This is a genomic window from Paenibacillus sp. PK1-4R (genome assembly GCF_030369595.1).
Taxonomy (GTDB): domain Bacteria; phylum Bacillota; class Bacilli; order Paenibacillales; family Paenibacillaceae; genus Paenibacillus.
This window is the reverse complement of the sequence record NZ_CP126535.1, coordinates 4,470,146-4,486,540: the sequence shown is the minus strand read 5'-3', so window position 1 is coordinate 4,486,540 and position 16,395 is coordinate 4,470,146. Positions and strand designations below refer to the sequence as shown.

At 43.9% G+C, this 16,395-nt stretch carries 15 protein-coding genes; 11 read left to right on the top strand and 4 right to left on the bottom strand.

Annotated elements, in window-relative coordinates; genetic code table 11:
• Positions 1-76: 76 nt before the first annotated feature.
• From ahrC to QNO02_RS19425, 5 genes are all read left to right on the top strand, one after another.
• Entirely contained in the window at positions 77-526 is a 450-nt protein-coding gene (gene ahrC / locus QNO02_RS19445; RefSeq protein WP_017687604.1) for a transcriptional regulator AhrC/ArgR, read from the top strand.
• Between the two features lie 55 nt (positions 527-581).
• Positions 582-2,300, top strand: coding sequence for a DNA repair protein RecN (gene recN, locus QNO02_RS19440; protein ID WP_253438793.1), 1,719 nt, complete (start codon positions 582-584; stop codon positions 2,298-2,300).
• A 120-nt stretch (positions 2,301-2,420) separates the two neighbouring features.
• A complete protein-coding gene (gene spoIVB / locus QNO02_RS19435) occupies positions 2,421-3,749 on the top strand; it encodes a SpoIVB peptidase (protein ID WP_076215808.1) in 1,329 nt (442 codons plus the stop codon).
• A gap of 195 nt (positions 3,750-3,944) precedes the next feature.
• On the top strand, positions 3,945-4,751 hold the full coding sequence (spo0A, locus tag QNO02_RS19430; protein WP_062835258.1) for a sporulation transcription factor Spo0A: 807 nt from the start codon (positions 3,945-3,947) through the stop codon (positions 4,749-4,751).
• Positions 4,752-5,098: 347 nt separating this feature from the next.
• Entirely contained in the window at positions 5,099-6,055 is a 957-nt protein-coding gene (locus QNO02_RS19425) for a GGDEF domain-containing protein (protein ID WP_249913468.1), read from the top strand.
• A gap of 187 nt (positions 6,056-6,242) precedes the next feature.
• On the opposite strand, the gene QNO02_RS19420 is transcribed toward QNO02_RS19425, so the two are convergent.
• A complete protein-coding gene (locus QNO02_RS19420; protein ID WP_289389705.1) occupies positions 6,243-7,055 on the bottom strand; it encodes a hypothetical protein in 813 nt (270 codons plus the stop codon).
• 292 nt (positions 7,056-7,347) lie between these two features.
• Here QNO02_RS19420 and QNO02_RS19415 point away from each other — a divergent pair, with 292 nt between their 5' ends.
• From QNO02_RS19415 to QNO02_RS19395, 5 genes are all read left to right on the top strand, one after another.
• A complete protein-coding gene (locus QNO02_RS19415) occupies positions 7,348-9,222 on the top strand; it encodes an AraC family transcriptional regulator (RefSeq protein ID WP_289389704.1) in 1,875 nt (624 codons plus the stop codon).
• Positions 9,223-9,410: 188 nt separating this feature from the next.
• Positions 9,411-11,387, top strand: a complete 1,977-nt coding sequence (locus QNO02_RS19410) for an AraC family transcriptional regulator (RefSeq protein WP_289389703.1) — start codon at positions 9,411-9,413, stop codon at positions 11,385-11,387.
• Between the two features lie 159 nt (positions 11,388-11,546).
• Complete coding sequence (locus QNO02_RS19405; RefSeq protein ID WP_017687612.1) at positions 11,547-12,584, top strand: NAD(P)/FAD-dependent oxidoreductase; 1,038 nt, start codon at positions 11,547-11,549, stop codon at positions 12,582-12,584.
• A gap of 204 nt (positions 12,585-12,788) precedes the next feature.
• Positions 12,789-13,439 carry a hypothetical protein gene (locus QNO02_RS19400; RefSeq protein ID WP_036672336.1) on the top strand — a complete coding sequence of 217 codons (651 nt, stop codon included), beginning with the start codon at positions 12,789-12,791 and terminating at the stop codon, positions 13,437-13,439.
• A gap of 534 nt (positions 13,440-13,973) precedes the next feature.
• Positions 13,974-14,450 (top strand): hypothetical protein, encoded by a 477-nt coding sequence (locus QNO02_RS19395; RefSeq protein ID WP_017687614.1) that lies wholly within the window; start codon positions 13,974-13,976, stop codon positions 14,448-14,450.
• A gap of 121 nt (positions 14,451-14,571) precedes the next feature.
• Here the strand turns inward: QNO02_RS19395 and QNO02_RS19390 are convergent, their stop codons facing one another.
• The gene (locus QNO02_RS19390) at positions 14,572-15,171 is read right to left on the bottom strand and encodes a thymidine kinase (protein WP_017687615.1); all 600 of its coding nucleotides are present in this window, start codon (positions 15,169-15,171) and stop codon (positions 14,572-14,574) included.
• Positions 15,172-15,347: 176 nt separating this feature from the next.
• Here QNO02_RS19390 and QNO02_RS19385 point away from each other — a divergent pair, with 176 nt between their 5' ends.
• The gene (locus QNO02_RS19385; RefSeq protein ID WP_289389700.1) at positions 15,348-15,560 is read left to right on the top strand and encodes a hypothetical protein; all 213 of its coding nucleotides are present in this window, start codon (positions 15,348-15,350) and stop codon (positions 15,558-15,560) included.
• 8 nt (positions 15,561-15,568) lie between these two features.
• Here the strand turns inward: QNO02_RS19385 and QNO02_RS19380 are convergent, their stop codons facing one another.
• Entirely contained in the window at positions 15,569-15,916 is a 348-nt protein-coding gene (locus tag QNO02_RS19380; protein WP_036607883.1) for a potassium channel family protein, read from the bottom strand.
• Positions 15,917-15,979: 63 nt separating this feature from the next.
• Entirely contained in the window at positions 15,980-16,297 is a 318-nt protein-coding gene (locus tag QNO02_RS19375) for a DUF2627 domain-containing protein (RefSeq protein ID WP_017687618.1), read from the bottom strand.
• Between the last annotated feature and the right edge of the window lie 98 nt (positions 16,298-16,395).

The window sequence follows — 16,395 nt, the reverse complement described above, 5'->3', positions numbered from 1 at the left end:
AATAAACATTGCAGGGCAAAGTCTGCGGCGAATTACAAATGCTGCTTTATTGCAATACATTTAACTGGAGGCATGTATGAAAGGACAAAGGCACATCAAGATTCGCGAAATCATTAGTCAAAATGAAATTGAGACCCAGGATGATCTGGTTGAAGCACTGCGGAAATCAGGCTTTCAGGTAACTCAGGCGACGGTATCCCGGGATATCAAGGAGCTTCTGTTAATCAAGATTCCGATGGATGATGGCAGATACAAGTACTCTTTACCAACAGATCAACGATATAATCCGATTCAAAAGTTGAAGCGTGCACTCGTTGACAACTTCCTGCACATTGATCACACAAACAATCTGGTTGTGATGAAATGTTTGCCGGGAACAGCAAACTCCATTGCAGCTTTGCTTGATAATATTGAATGGAATGAAGTCATGGGGACGATCTGTGGAGATGATACCATTCTGATTATCTGCCGGACTGAAGGTAACAGCGTGACCGTTATTGAACGCATCATGGGTTATATTGCTTAAAGCAATGGTTCAAAAACATAATTTCTGAGTTAGTCATCCGGAGGTGTTTTTGCAGATGTTAGTTACGTTATCGATTCGTAATCTGGCTGTGGTGGAAGAAGTGGACGTTGTATTCCATCCGGGATTCCATGTACTCTCAGGTGAAACGGGTGCAGGAAAGTCGATTATTATAGATGCACTTGGCTTAATTGCTGGTGGACGAAGTTCAGCTGATCTGATCCGGTACGGATGTGAGAAGGCAGAGATGGAAGCCTTGTTCGAGATGGAACCAAGTCATCCGGTCTGGCAGACATTAGAGAAGCTCGGTATCCACTGTGAGCCGGAAGAGCATCTGGTCATTCGACGTGAACTGAACACACAGGGGAAAAGTACGTCCCGCATTAATGGGCAATTGGTCAATCTGACCATGCTGCGGGAAGTAGGCGAGAAGCTGATCAATATTCATGGACAACATGAACATCAGAGTTTGCTGCGTGCAGAGAGCCATCTGGGGCTTCTCGATACTTATGGCTCGGAAGTAATAGGACCTGTCAAAGCGAAGTATCAGGAGCGTTACAGCAAGTTTATCACGGCTGAAAAAGAACTGCGTGCGCTTCAGGAGTCCAGTCAGCGGGCATATCAACTCTTGGACATGTATCGCTTTCAGCTTGAGGAGATCGCAGCAGCAAGCCTTACACGAGGCGAGGATGAATTACTCGGGGAAGAACGGGTCAAACTATCCCATAGTGAGAAAATGATGGACAGTGTTGCCGGTGCATATGATCTGCTCAGTGGTCAACGCGGACTTGAAGCTGTGAGCATTGCTCTTTCAAGAATTGAAGACATTTCTGGATATGATAGCAAAGGACTGCAACCAATCGTAGAACAGCTGCAATCCGCATTTTATCAATTGGAAGATGCAACATTTCAGTTAAGGGATTACCGGGAGAAGATTGAATTTAATCCGGCAAGGCTGGAAGAAGTGGAGCAAAGGCTGAATCTGATTTCTGGCCTCAGACGGAAATACGGGGACAGTGTTGAACTTATTCTGAGTTATTATGATCAGATTAGCCATGAAACCGACCAACTGGAGAACAAGGACGAACGGCTGGAGAAATTGCGAGCTGAACGTGACAAAATGCTTAACCTTGTGATGGAATCTGCTGAAGAACTCAGCAAGGTTCGTAAACAATGCGCCGAGGAACTTGCTGCACAGGTGGAAAGCGAGCTCAAGGATCTGCAAATGGAACGGACTACGCTTCGTGTTCAGATTACTCCTTTCGAAGATCCGAAGGGCATTGAATGGAATGGACGCCGTATTCGTCTGAATCGTCAGGGTGCGGACAATGCGGAATTCCTGATCTCACCGAACCCGGGCGAGCCATTACGACCACTTGGCAAGATTGCTTCAGGTGGTGAGTTGTCGAGAATGATGCTGGCGATGAAGAGTATCTTTGCGCGACATGACCGGATACCTGTGTTGATTTTTGATGAAGTTGATACCGGAGTTAGTGGTAGAGCAGCTCAATCCATTGCGGAAAAACTGTTCCGTTTGTCTTCAACTTGTCAGGTTTTCTCAATAACTCACTTACCACAAGTGGCTTGTATGGCAGATCATCAGTATCTCATTGAGAAACATGTCTACGATGGACGGACGATGACGCAGGTGGAATCGCTGTCAGACGAAGGCAGAGTGAAGGAATTGGCACGTATGCTGGGCGGCGTGGAAATTACAGAAAAAACGCTGCATCACGCACAGGAAATGCTGAATTTGGCGGAAGCCAAAAAAGGGTGAAACGGACGGCTGGCGTAATGATTGACAGTAATAAAAGCCTGGGGGCGAGGTTATCTTATAGGTACGCAATTGGCGACCACCTTTCGTCAAGCGAAAGAAGCAAAGGGAGTGTGACAGCCATTGAATTCCCCCCTCAGGAAGAAATTGCTAGGTCTTTTATTTGCCTTCTTTCTTTGTGTGATTAGCCAGGCCATTCAGCCTGTGCAAAGTTATGCTTCACTGCCGGATGAATTGCAAGTGTTTGCTGGCAGGCAAGCGGATGTCCGGCTCGCTGTACCTGCTGCTTCAAGCGCTGTTGTAGATCGTCCTGATATCGTTGGTTTGGATGATCAGGCAGCGATGCATGTTACCAGGCAACAACCTTTGCATCTTCACCCTCAACAGACGGGACATGCCAAATTAACGTTGAAGTTGTGGGGTAAAATTCCGGTCAAAACAGTCCATGTGAATGTGATACCGGATTTGCGTGTTGTACCCGGGGGTCAAACGATTGGCGTCAAAGTTAAATCGGCAGGCATTCTGGTTGTAGGTCATCATCTGGTCCACTCTGGGCAGGATGAGCGTGTATCGCCAGGAGAAACAGCAGGCATTAAGCTCGGAGATCTAATTACGCATATGGATGGTAAACGCCTTGATGGTGTGGCAGGTGTCTCTGAGGCCGTTGAACTTGCAGGGAAAAGTAAAAAAGGTATTGATGTTGTTTTGAAACGTGGTAAGGAAACGGTGAAGACACGATTAACTCCGGCGTATGACTCCGAGGATCAAGCGTGGAGGCTTGGATTGTACATTCGTGATTCTGCAGCCGGTGTTGGCACACTTACCTTCTATGCTCCAGATCAGGGCGTATACGGCGCACTGGGCCATGTCATTACAGATATGAACACACAAACATCTATTGTTGTAGGTAGTGGTCAGATCGTTCAGTCTAATGTGACGTCCATTTCTAAAAGTGAGACCGGTGATCCGGGTGAAAAACGTGCTCATTTCCTCAAGGAAAGCAAAATTCTGGGCAATATTGAACGTAATACGGCTTTTGGCATCTTTGGTAAAATGTCCGGAAATCCTGAGCACAGTCTGTATTCAAAAGGTATTCCCGTCGCTTTTTCTCATGAAGTCAAAGAAGGACCGGCCGAAATACTTACCGTGGTTGACGGCCAACAAGTTGAACGCTTCTCGATTGACATTGTTCATGTGGCAGATCAAACCGAGCCAGCAACAAAAGGTCTTGTACTTCGAATCACGGACCCGAAACTGCTGGATAAGACCGGAGGTATCGTTCAAGGTATGAGTGGCAGCCCCATTGTACAAAATGGTAAGTTGATCGGTGCAGTTACTCATGTATTCGTGAATGATCCAAAATCGGGTTACGGTTGCTTCATTGAATGGATGTTACAAGATGCTGGCGTTATGATGAAAAAGGAAAACGATAAGAACCTCAAGGCTGGTTAAACAGCCCTGAGGTTCTTTTTTGTCGAAAGCAAACATAATATATCGGATAATGAAATAAATTATTTATTATATAGGATCAAGAAAAAAAAATAAAGAAAAATAATTTTCGACAGGAGGAATTTAACTTGCTGTGTCGAAAATTTAACCTGTAAGGAAATGTACGAAACGATGTTTAATTTAAAGGAGGATACCGTTTTGCAAAAAATTGAGGTATTGCTGGCCGATGATAATCGTGAATTTACGAATTTGCTTGCCGAATATATATCTGAGCAGGAAGATATGGAAGTAACCGGTATTGCATACAATGGAGAAGAAGTACTGCAATTGCTGGAGCAAACTCGGGATGTGCCGGATGTATTGATTCTGGATATTATCATGCCGCATCTGGACGGTCTGGGTGTGCTTGAGCGCTTGCGCAACCTGAACCTGTCTCCACAGCCTAAAGTCATTATGCTTACGGCATTCGGACAAGAGAATATCACACAGCGTGCCGTGCAACTCGGAGCTTCTTATTATATTCTCAAGCCATTTGACATGGAAGTGCTTGCGAATCGTGTGCGTCAACTGGTTGGAACACAGACCGCGATGTCCACAAGCAGCGGTTCATCCATGTTCATGAAATCCAATGTTGTGCCAATGGGCAAACACAAAAATCTGGATGCAAGCATTACGTCCATCATACATGAAATCGGTGTACCTGCGCATATTAAGGGATATCAGTATTTGCGCGAAGCCATTACGATGGTGTATAACAATATCGAAATTTTGGGAGCCATCACCAAAACACTGTATCCGGCGATTGCCGAAAAATTCAAAACAACGCCGTCCCGCGTCGAACGTGCCATCCGTCATGCCATTGAAGTGGCATGGACTCGCGGTAACATCGACAGCATCAGCCACTTGTTTGGTTATACAATCAACATCAGCAAGTCGAAACCAACAAATAGCGAGTTCATCGCGATGGTTGCAGACAAGCTGAGAATTGAGCATAAGGTAAGCTGAAAGGGTCAGGAGTAATGATTGGAGAAGAAATTTTGGATTCAGATTAGATTCTAGCCAAATAAATTTTGGGGGTCAATGTCTGAATTCGTTCATTTCAGGTCGATAAACTTCTGTAATATATGCCAACGAATACCGTCAATTATTGGATTTAAGATATCCAGTAAATGACGGTATTTTTGCATAACGAAATAACACAGAACATAGGGATAAAAATTTTATTACATAAACTTTTACTTTCAGTTAACGCTTTTTCAAGTAGAAAGTGGTACGATGTGACCATTGACAAAGACCTACATATATATTTGAAAAGTACGGATTAGATGCTACGAACAGAGGAGTAGAATAGTATGTTTACGCAAATAGGCAAGATTGCTGAACCGATTCCTGTAGTACAATCTGATACAAAATGTGATATCGTCTATCATCTTTTCAAGTCCAATCCTAGTTTGGAAGGTATAGCTGTTATGGGGGAGAAGGGTGTGTCATTAATGATGCGGCCCCGATTCTTTCAGCAGATTGGCACCCAGTATGGCTATAATCTGTATATGGGACGTCCTGTAGAACTGGTGATGAACACGCAGGCACTGGTCGTGGATTATTCGGAACAGATTACAGATGTCAGTGTTCTAGCCATGGACCGAGATGAAGGGGAAATATATGATCTTGTGTTGGTCACGTCAGGGGAAAGTTTCTTTGGAGCTGTGAGTATTCGCCGTTTGCTGCTTGCTGTTGCTGATGTACGGGCTGAAATGGCGATTTTTATGAACCCGCTGACTGGTCTTCCAGGTAATCATATCATAAATGAAAGGCTGTCTCAGGCTCTTCAGATGGACCATTTTAGCGTACTGTACGTTGATCTCGATCAATTCAAATCCTACAATGATAGCTACGGCTTCAAAATGGGGGATCAGCTTATTCAGGCAACAGCTAACTTGCTTCGCAAACTTTTTGTTCTTCCTGAAGCGTTTCTTGGACATATTGGTGGTGATGATTTTATTACAATCCTGAATCACCATGATTACAAACATATTAGTGAGGAAGTCATCTCAGGTTTTGAGGAAATGAAAAAGACGTTTTACAACGAACATGATTGGGATAATCAATATGTTCTGGGGGAAGGACGTTCTGGGCTGAATCGGCCGATCCCTCTCGTGTCGGTATCTATCGCCGTTGTAACCAACAGCAAGCAAAAATATGAAAACATAGATCAGATTATTAATGAGGCCACACGGATCAAAAAAGGTTGTAAAGCGATTGCCGGCAGCATCATCTGTGCAAATGATACCGCCATTACTCCGTGTTAGACATAAGAAATACTCATAGTAGCTACAACTACTTACGTTAAAGATACAAGAAAAAAACCGCTACTTATCAGGAGTTAGTCACCTGTAATAGCGGTTTTTCTATCAATGGATGCGAGTCGAGTGCTGTGTTGTGAAAACACTTCAACCTCATTATGTATACATATAAGTATGTTTGAGCAAAGGGTACTCAGATTCGAATATCGACGGATGGATATGAAGCAGCAGGAGATGCAGAAGCCGGAGTTTGCGAGCCGTTTCCGGATTTCTGGTCTGTGGTTCCGCCATCTGATGGATTCTCTTTACTTTCCGTTTTCTTTCCTTCGTTTATTTCCTGATCTTCTTCTCCAGATGTTGCAGAGATAGGAGTTTGTGCTGCCTCTTTAGGTGCGGGCTGATGGATCTCTTTCACCAAATCCCCAATCTTTTGATTGACCTTGCTGAGCTGAGAATTGATGTCCTGAACAACCTCTCGTTTTGCCTGAAAGACGGTGCGCTCTGAGTTTTCCAACATCATTGATTTGCCGAGATCGAGATCATTTGTAGGAGGATTAATCTCCAGGACGAGTCGGTCGAATCGCGTCTCTCCTTCAGTGGTCTGAATGGAGCCCTGCATGCGATCACGCAAGCCGACCAGCTTACCCAATTGATCATAAGTCTGACTATGCTTGATCAGGTGATCCAGTGAAGGGGCTTGTGTCTCGTCGGTTGGTTGGGGGTGTTGCTGTTGAGTCTTTTCGGGCTGTCTTAATTTGTTCTTTTCTTGCAATTCTTCAGCTTTAATTTGGGCAATCTGGCTATCGATCTGGGAAATGGAGCTTGTTAAGGATTTAATTCGCTGAGCCTTGGTTTTGGTATCCAACTCGTCATTGGTTTTTACACCTTGCATTTCTTCATTGAGCCGGATCTTCTGCTGCATGAGTCCCTGAATTTCTTTATCCCGACTGGAGACCTGATTCCCGGGAGTGAAACTGCTTTTGGTTGCAGATGAGATTGAATTCATATCCTCTGTTCTCCTTCTACTCTTTATCATGGTTCTATTTACATATATCGGATGTTAAGAGAAGGATTTGAATAGCTCTTTTTTCGTCTGAATGGATTCATTTACATCGGTTGTATTGCGTACTTCATCATAATAATTGATAATGGTTATCAATAAGTGCGTAGAGTACAGACACAATTTATGTAGACGGAGATGGGTTAGTAAAATGTGGAATGATTATTATATCCTCTGGAACTATGCTGCGGTGAGCATAACAGATATCCGTTACATGGAATTAGAGGCATATGAAAAGATGAAATACAAATTTCCGACAAGTACCTTTGTACTCACCATTCAGGGTGACGCTGAAGTAACGATTGACAACCAAACATATGAAGTGAGTCGCTTTTATATTTTCCATGGGGGAAAAGGGAGTAAGTTGGTGATTCAAGCAGGTGAATCCGGATTGCGCCTATATTACTTGATGTACAAAGCAAACCTGCCTACTGGAGGGAGAAACGATCTGGGAAGGTTAATGGAGCGTATCAATCCGTTCCAAATGAACTATGGCTTTACCCCCGATATGCCAACCATTCTATATGAGCAATTGAAACAGATGCACTTTTTGTGGGATCAAAAGAACCTTATCCAGCACTTTCAGGCCAAAAGTTTGTTCTATGCATTTGTGGAGCAGATCTCATCACAGATTCCTCGTATATCCAATCGTTATCCAAGTATCAAGGATCAGGTCAGCAAAGTCATTGAAATTGTAGAGTCTTCCTACACCCAGCCACTTACACTTCAAGTTTTGGCAGAAATGATTGGTACCAGCCCCAGAAGTTTGTCACGCAAGTTCAAGCAGTCCACCGGAACCAGTCCGATCGATTATCTGATTCGGTTTCGTTTGTTCAAAGCCAAGGAGATGTTGCTGCAAACAGACGCCACGTTGGATGAGATTGCAGCCGGCATCGGTTATCCGGATGGATATTATTTGGGACGTATGTTCAAGAAACATACTGGTCTTTCTCCTCTGCAATTCAAAGAAAAGACCTCAGCACCCCTATATTGGCCTGATCTGACATTAGGTATGGCGCGAAATGACATTTTCAGAGGTGGAAGTGGAAGGTATGTTTATACTGATGGTGATAATCATTATCAATATAAGCATGGAGGGTCAATAAATATGAACAGACAGACAAGAACGGGAATGTTGCTTAGTATTCTATTAAGTCTTACATTACTGTTAAGTGCCTGCTCTACAGGTGTTGCCAGCAATTCAAGCGGGGATGCATCGGGAAGCAAAAGTGCATCAAGTTCCACAAACACAGTAACAGCGGATAATCAAACCAAAACATCTGAACCACGTACAATTTCAACGGTGAAGGGAGATATTACAATCCCTGCTGAACCTAAACGGATTGTGGTTGACTTGTATTTGGGAAGTCTGATCGCCCTGGGAATCAAACCTGTGGGTACACCGGAGATGAACCTGAAAAATCCTTATTTTATCGAATCACTTGATGGTGTGCAAAATATTGGCGAATATGAAACCATTTCTCTCGAAAAGGTGTTGGAACTTGAACCGGATCTCATTTTGACAGGTAATCCTGATTTATTTGATTCCTTTAGCAAAATTGCACCTACCTTGGTTGTACCTTATGGTGAATTGAAAAACACCCACGAAGAAATTGCCTATTTCGGTGAAGTGCTAAATAAAGAAAAAGAATCTGAGGCATGGTTAGCCGATTATGACGCAAGAATTGCAGATGCCAAGAAGCGCGTTCATGAGGCGATTGATTCGCAGGCCGAGGTGTCGGTCATGCAGTTCTATGATAAAGCACCGTTGGCCTTTGGTGATAATTTTGGTCGGGGAGGTCAGGCAGTCTACAGCGCGCTTGGTTTGAATCCTCCTGCAGATAAAAAAGAGATTTTAATGAAGGATCAACTGGTTGAAGTTTCGTCGGAAGCGATTCCTGAGTTTGCCGGAGACTACATTATTCTAACAGCGGACAATTTGACCCTGGAAGAGTTAAAATCGAAACCGGTCTGGAGTTCACTGGATGCGGTTAAAAATGATCGTGTGTTTATCTGGAGCCCGGATCGTTCATGGTACTTTGACCCGATTGCAACATTGGATCAAACAGAGGAATTGGCCGCGTGGTTTACGAAGATCTCTGAACCAAAATAAGCGTAACAAGTGATGGATGAGATGAAATCCAATTCCACTCCAAATTACAGTTGATAATGAAAATTATTATCATTTATAATAAAGGTATATTAGTGAAGCTCTGCTACACATATGTTATCGGATGTGTGGCAGGATGATGACCTTGTAAGGCCTTTGTTCCGGGTGAGGCTGGGATTGGAGAGTATTCGATGCAATTAGACGAACAGATGAAATGCTGGAATCATGCCGCTGTTAAGGTTCTGGATATACGCCGAATCGTTATGGAGGCAGGGGCACAACTGAGTTCTTACACACTTCCGGCAAATGGTTTTATATATACGATTCGAGGATCGGCTGTGCTTCAGTTGGATGGACAAACATACAAGGCAGAGCGGTTCTACATGCTTCATGGGGCGAAAGGATCTTCACTGGATATCCAAACCAACGAAGATTTTGAATATATTCTGCTCTATTACAGAGCATTCCTTGCCTTTCCTAGTTCTCGTAAAAAGTGGTTATTGGCACAGCCGGAAGTTGCGCCGTTCTCTTTGCAATATGGATTTGCACCGAGCAGTCCGCTGGGGTTGTTACGTTACCTTGATGAGCTTGAGGGTGCATGGATTCAATCTGGGAGTCTGGATCTGCTTCATACAAAAAGTTTATTTTACCAATTCATTCATGAAATGATGGTTCAGTTGGCAGAGCAGGAGATCAAAACAGAGCTTGCTGACCCAGTGAAACAAACACTTCGTTATATACAGAACCATTATAGGGAACAGGTCACGCTTGATTTCCTGGCTGAACAATTCAACTACAGCTCCCGTCATTTATCCATGCAGTTCAAACGACAGACGGGTCACAGTCCCATTGATTATTTAATTCAGACCCGAATCGCTAAGGCTCGCAATCTGCTTTTGCGATCTGATGCAACGCTGAGTGAAATTGCAGCAGAAGTGGGTTATTCGGATGTGTATTATTTTAGTCGTATCTTCAAAAAACATGTGGGGATCTCTCCGATACAGTATCAACGAAAGATGAGAGAAGAAGCGAGAACAGAGGATCGTCCATTGGTAATCTCTGAATCGTCCATTGGCCGAAGATGGAAGTCGGGATATATTGATTATGAGAATCATTATCAATATATAGACGGAGGGTCTACACCAATGAAAAGAAGAAAAACAAGTTCCAGTATGATTATGGTTGCATTATTGAGCATAACGATGCTCCTCGCAGCCTGCTCTTCAGGTACAGCAACAACACCAGCAGCTGGCGAAGGAACGGGTGCCAGTTCCAACAATAACAGCAGTACGGCAGTATCATCAGACACAGGAAGCCAGACGAACAAAGACAATGAAACACGCACGGTCTCCACGGTTAAGGGTGACGTAGTTGTTCCAGCAAATCCTAAACGGGTTGTTGTACTATATCTCCAGGGAGACGTCGTTGCGCTTGGAATTAAGCCAATTGCTACATCTGAAGTATTCAACGGGGCTGCCTACAAGAGTGAGCTTGAAGGTGTAAATTCACTAGGCACCTGGTTCGAACCGAATCCTGAAGCTGTCATTGACCTTGATCCGGATCTGATCATTGTTCCTTCAGAAGAGACCTATACGTTGTTAAAGGATATCGCACCTACGGTATATATTCCATACGAGAAAATGACAACAGAAGAAAGACTCCAGAGTATAGCGAGTATTTTTGGCAAAGAGCAGGAAGCTGAGACATTAATCAATAATCTCAATAGCAAAGTCGAAGAGAGTAAGCAAACGCTAGCAGATGCAGGCATATTGGACAAAACGGTTTCCATTGTTGAGGGCGGTTTGAAAGGTATGGTCGTTGTAGAGAGCAAGCAATATGGCCGAGGATCTCAGGCACTATATGAATACTTGGGGATGAAAGCACCTGAAGTGGTACAAAAGAAAATTGATGTAGTTTCGGAAGCTGGAGGCTCCAATTTATCCATGGAAGTACTGCCTGAATATATCGGGGACTACGTGTTTCGTTCGGTGTATGAAGGGGCAGATAACCTTACGGATGATCCAATATGGAGTAGCATCCCGGCTGTTAAAGAAGGTCGCCTAATTGAGATTGATTTTGATTTCTTCTACTATTCGGATATCTATTCAATTAATAAACAACTTGATTTTGTCGTTGAAAAGCTGTTGGCGGCTCCAAGAGCGCAATAGTAAAGAGCAGATCTGTTCGTAGAATTTTTGTACAAGAAATGTTTGTTTTTTAGCCATTGTATTTTGATAAGATTACCATTACACTAGGATTTAAGTGATAATGAGAATCGATATCAAATACTCGATGTTCTGGATCGAATTAACGGAGGTATTTTTAATATGAATCAGCAGTTGGAACTTTATGATGTAACCATTATCGGCGGTGGCCCTGCGGGTATGTACTCTGCCTTTTATAGCGGCATGCGAGATATGAAGACCAAGTTGATTGAGGCACGTGACAGATTGGGAGGTCGCATGCTCTTTTATCCGGAGAAAATGATCTGGGATGTCGGGGGTGTGACGCCAATTCTGTGTGAAGATCTGATCAAACAATTGGAAGAACAGGCAAGAACTTTTGAGCCTACCCTCGTATTTGAACAACAGATCGAAGGATTCGAGCGTCAACCTGATGGCACAATTCTGTTAACTTCTGCAACAGGTGAGCAACACTGGACACGTACCGTCATTATGGCAATCGGATATGGTATATATAAAATGGCCAAGCTGGAGCTTGAAGGTGCAGACCGTTACGAGGTTAGCAATCTGCACTATACCGTGCAGGAACTAGAACCATTCCGCGGTAAACGCGTGCTGATCTCGGGTGGAGGCGACTCTGCTGTGGACTGGGCGAATGAATTGGAAGCTCTGGCAGAGCAAGTTACGGTTGTGCATCGTCGTGACCGCTTTGGCGGGTTGGAGCGTAATGTACTGCGTATGAGAGAATCCTCTGTAGATGTTCGTACACCTTACGCGGTAGAGACACTGCATAGTATGAGTGGTGATGTGATTGAACAGGTGACCATCTCACACGTGGACACAGGTGAAACTGAACTGCTTGAAGTCGATGCTGTCATTGTAAACCACGGCATGAAGAGTGACTTTGGTCCAATCCGGGATTGGGGACTTGATCTTGGCGAATGGCATGTCACTACAACGGAGAGATTACAGACCAATATTCCTGGTGTTTTTGCCGCGGGTGACTTTGTAGATTATGGTAGCAAACTGTATCTGATTGCGGGTACTTTCACTGATGCAGCCCTAGCGGTAAACAGTGCGAAGCTTTACATGGACCCTGAAGCGGAAAAAGTGGCTTATGTTTCTTCCCATAACAGTCGCTTTAAGGAGAAAAATAAAGCTCTTGGTGTTGTAGAAGAATAAAGGTCTGCGATCGGTTATATTAAGATGACTTCGGGTTCATTCCGAAGTCATCTTTTTTGCATAAAATGGGTAATAAGAAGGCATAATTTTACGAGAAGCAAAGGCTGCCGAATTGTATATACACTACCAAATGTCTATAATAAGCCTGAGAAACATTAGAATGACATCAAGACACAATAATTAGATCAGAGTGGAGTGCAGCGTATGAAAAAGGGATCACAGCCACAACGAGGTTTCACCTTCATCCAGCGGTGGTTCAAACGATCTGATAAAAAAAAGATCAAATGGTCTGAAATGTATCTCGCACTGGCTGGCGCGCTTCATCGCTTGTTGGTTGAAGGGCGGCGTGAACGTTCAGCAGCCAAACGGCTGCATCAGGACTTGCCTATTAACGTGTTGGGCGAGATGAAGCTAGAGCCAGGGGATATTGTGTACACGCCAAGCTCGGAATCGACGTATTACGCCGGGCATATGGGCATTATTGGTCTCGACGGCAAGGTGTATCATGTGCACCCTTATGGGCCTGTATTTGCTGATTCATTAGAGTGGTATCTTACGCGGTTTTATGAAGGAGATCGTTTCATTGTATTCCGTTCCAGACTGAATGAGGCAGGCATGAAAGCAGCCGGGTGGGTACATGACCATTACAAGCAGGTAAAATTCTACCGTTTGCAGACCAATCTGCGCAGTATTGAGCGCAATTACTGCTCCAAGTTTATATATCAGGCCTATCAGTTCACATCGGGACTGGACCTGTGGAGCCGCAAATTTACCCGAATGAATCAGGGTTATATCTATCCATTTCGAATTGAGCGCTCTTCAGAGCTGGACGTTCTGGGAACTTTTTATAAATAAGGCTGGAACCGACTAAAATACTGTTCTTCCGAAAATAAGGAGAGCAGGTTCTGTCGGTTTTTTTTGTATGTGTAGAGATTAAAAACAGGAAAAACGTTCAAAACGTCGAATAGATTATAAGATAGGCATGCACAACTTGGAATCGTATACATAAAAAAAGACGAGATGATTTTTAGCCCAGAGTAAAAAAATGACTACGAAGTAGACGAACAAGAAAGAGTGAAGCGAGATGAAATGGCCGGGTTTCTTACAACGATTCCGACCGAACAAAAACGTGGTTAAGCTATCGGACTATATCCCAAAAAAGGAAAGGAGGCACTACTGTTCCATATGCAAGAAAAACGTTAAATCGGTCGTGCATTATGCGGCGCCACAGGGAAATGTTTCAGGTGTATGCAGTTCTTGTAAGTCTTTGGCGGATGAACGTGGAATGTTTCCCATTTAATAAGAAGAGATGCGCTCAGGAAATAAGAATTTTTTGATTTATGCGCGTTTTTGTAGTACATTAGCAAATGTATTCGAAGGAGGATTCTAATGTACTCAGGTAGACAAGACGATACTTTATACATCATGACCTACACCTTAAACAGCGGTATCAAGGGTACGGTTCCACTGTCTAATAAGCAGATTATTGAGTGGCTGGATTGCTACAGAAATGAGAAGCGCTTCGTGACCGAAATCGGCAAGGAGTTTTTTGGATTGAATGCAGGATTGGTAGCAGACTTCAAGGTTCAAAATCATTTATCGGATTATCAGCAGACCATTATGCCTACACAGCAGCAGGATAACCTGGAACGCTTGTCCAGTGCTTATAAATCAACCGAGTTATTAATGAAGATTGATTGTAAATGTGGCACGGCTTATGTGACGGAATCCCCATACAAGCGCACAAAATGGTACTGTACAAAGTGTAAAGAAATTGTATTTTTGGATGCCAAAAAAGGAATGGTGGAAACGTCGCGTGGTGACGCTTACTACATGACCAACAAATATTTTGTTTCCCGGGACTAGCGGGAAGTGACTCTGGAAGCATCGCTGCGAAGCGGTGCTTTTTTGTACGAATGTTTGCTCTATAACAAAAAAAGCCCCAAGGGGCCTTTTTGGAAGATATCTAAGATCTATCTTTTAGGAATTATGATGAGCATTCAACTTTGTGAGGAGGAATGAAGCAGCAACGACAGCGTGGCTCGTAAGCTTCTGAATCGCCAATCATGACAACCGGACCCAAGGTAACAGGCTCCCCATTGACGATACGTTGCGTAAAGGCTGCATCCGGGCTACCACATACCGCACAGAAAGCCGAGAGTTTCTCAATGTCGTCTGCCATGGCAAGCAAACCACCGACATATCCGAATTCCTTACCACGGTAATCCATATTAAGTCCGTCCACAATGACATGTTTGCCACAATACGCTAACTCCGAGACAAGTTCCATAATGGCACTGCTGAAAAATTGTACTTCATCAAATGCAACAACATCAGCATCTATGGTTTGGTTCAAGATCATTTCTACGGATTCCGGGGTTAATTGCCGGGGAATGGAATGGGCAGGGAGTCGATAACCAATTCGGCTTACGATCTCGTCCTGGGCAAACCGATTATCCTCGGCTGGTTTGTAGGCCACAACCTTTTTACGGCCAAATTGTATTAATTTCTGACAACGGCGAATGAGTTCACCGGATTTTTCACTGAACATGGGTCCAGTAATTACGGTAATACGTCCTGTTTGCACGGTGCTGCTACTCCTCTCACATACGGGATTCAACAAAAAAAGCGACCTTTACAGAGTACCACAAAATCTTTGGAAAGAGCCAGAACTAATCTGCGCAGCTTTGTGTTACTATATGGATTGTTAAGGTATTGGTTACGGCAGCTAGTTAACAGGAGTTGTGAAAAGAGGTGTTTAGTATGAGTGAAGCATTAACATCACTTCAAGAGCGATATGAAAGCCTGAAAAAACAGGGATCTCTAGATGAAGCGGCGCAGGCGTTATTTGCAGAACTGTTCGCAGAAGCGGAGAGATTGCAGGCAAGTAACCTTACCTTGCGTAGAACGATCTTGAAGTCTTCTTCCAAAGAATCGCGTATGTCTACCAAGCTGCGGGATGCCTTATACGAATGACCCGGAGATTACTCCGGGTCCTCTTCTGTCTTTAATTTGCGAGGGAATAGAATACCTGCTGTAATTCTGGCAATCATGGCAAAGGTGAGACCAATGCCTGCAAACATGTAGATTACGGTAAAGGCTTTGCTGAATCCGGTGGTTGGCACAAACTCAGGGTGTCCCACCGTAGTCAGAGTAACCGCACAGAAGTATAACGCATCGATCCAGTGCAGACCTTCAACACGAGTGTAAAATAAAGTGCCTGACAGCAACGTTGCTGCCGTTAACGCGAACAGAGCCAGAAACTTGGGGTCTTTGAACGCATGGAAAATGCCTTTGAGCAATCGTTGTAACGTGATTAGAAATGATACCATGATGATCCATCCTGTCTATGTGAAGTAGGCGGTGTGTTGTATAAACACACAAAAAGCCCGGACTCATGGAGTCCTTCCGGGCGTCTCTGCTTTTTCAGGTACACTTTTGGACCGGAAACGGGGACCTACATAATTACGCTTGCGGTCACGGAACAAGATCCATCCTCCCAGAAAACTCATACCTGCGGCAAAAAGGACAAGTCCACCGCCAAAGGAAAGCCACTGGAACCCTGGTGAAATCAGTTCGTTCCCGTGCTCGGCATAATATAGGAACAGGGCATCTTTCATCATCAGAAAACCCTTCATTGCCATTAACCCGGGGATGACCAGAACAACAATCGCCAAAAATCGCGCAAAGACCAATCTTGTATTCATGAGCATTATACCCTTTCTGCCAAAGTCGACATTAAATAAAGGTTACGCTTACAGATCATACCTGTTTCCATCATAGCTTGGAATGCATAGGCTGTCCATGTGTG